Origin of the sequence: Fastidiosibacter lacustris (genome assembly GCF_003428155.1) — a bacterium.
In the GTDB taxonomy this organism is placed as follows: domain Bacteria; phylum Pseudomonadota; class Gammaproteobacteria; order Francisellales; family Francisellaceae; genus Caedibacter; species Caedibacter lacustris.
Genome location: NZ_QLIR01000047.1, coordinates 1 through 1,574, shown reverse-complemented (window position 1 = coordinate 1,574; position 1,574 = coordinate 1). Strand labels below are relative to the sequence as shown.

Genomic DNA, 1,574 nt, shown 5'->3' with positions numbered 1-1,574 from the left:
ATAATCATACTAATAAAAAAAGGAACCTTCTTGTAAAAGCTTTACCTTTTGCGATTGGAGCTTTACTAATAACAGGCTGTAGCATTACCCCTACAGCTGTAGAGAATGAAGCTCAATTGAACAACACTTACAAGGGATTTCATGAAACAATAAAACGACAACCGCCAATTGATCACAAAATTACTTTAGCAGAAGCAATTGCACGCACTCTCAAATACAATCTTGATCACAAAGTCCAACAAGCACAATTGATGCTGGAATCTGGAAATCTTAAAGCCGCCTATATGGAAATGCTGCCAGCGCTTAACCTTAATGTTGATTATAGTTTTAGAAATAATGAACTGATTCAAAACCTCGTCAATGCTAATGGTCAAGTGACTCCTGGACAACAAAGTTATACACCACGAGAAGTATTAAACCAATCTTATGGGTTACAATGGAGTTTGTTAGACTTAGGTTTAAGTTATACCCGTGCTCAACAGCAAGCCAGTCGTGTAATGATCGCCGAAGAAGAGCGCAGAAAGATTACCCAGCAACTCATTCAAGAAGTGATCTCTGCATATTGGAAAGCCTGGACTGCACAAACGATGGTAGCCGAAGTCACCCAATTTAAAGAAAAAGCGGAACTTGCTTTAAAACGCTCCAAAGAAGCTACAGAGAAAAAAGCCAATACCCCACAAATTGAGCTGGATTACCAACAAGTATTGATTAAAGCGATTCGTAAGATTAATCAACTTAAAGCCCAAATCGTGGATGCCAAAGCCAATCTTACACGATTAATGAATGCTGAACCTAATAGTAATTTTGAACTCTCTGATCCAGGCACAAATTTAATGACCTTACCTAATATTTCACCTCAATTTGAAAAAATGGATACATTAGCCCTAATCTATCGACCTGAATTAAGACAAGCCTCTTATCAGGCTGAAATTGCCAAAAAAGGTATTCAAGCTGCAATTATTAATATGCTTCCTGGTATTGATTTTTCATTTGGTTATAATACAACCAATAATGAATTTATGAAAAATCAATATTGGTTGGGTGGGAATATTGGCACATCACTTAACCTTATTCAAACCGTGTTAAGTGGTCCTTATGCCATTAATCTTGCTAATCAAACTCATAGTTTTGAGCAACTTAAACAAATTGCAGCAACAATAACAGTGCTTACCCAAGTGCGCATAGCCTATAGCAATTATTTATTATGGCAAGAGGATGCAAATTATGCCTTGCAAGAATCTAAAGTATCGATGGCACTATTTGAACATGCCAAAAAGCTTGAACAGGCTAATCAAGGCAATGAACAAATCACCATTCGTCGCGGAATAGAAGCAATTTCTGCACAATTTGATAAGGATGTTACTCTTGCACGAGCACATGATGCCTTGTCTAAGCTTTATCAATCAATTGGTTTAGATATTATGCCAACTCAAGTACGTGAGCTGCCACTAGATCAGTTACAGCAAAAGGTAGAGGAAGTGTTAAAGGCACAAAGTCAAGGTCAATTTAACCAGGAAATCGATAAAGCTTATTCTGACATCAAACCTACCTTAGATAAAATCAAAGTTGAAATG

The 1,574-nt window shown here is 37.0% G+C and carries 1 protein-coding gene; it reads left to right on the top strand.

Annotation, left to right across the window (positions count from 1 at the left end):
- A partial coding sequence (locus tag DNJ77_RS09805) for a TolC family protein (protein ID WP_157966683.1) occupies positions 1-1,574 on the top strand: 1,574 nt, incomplete at both ends.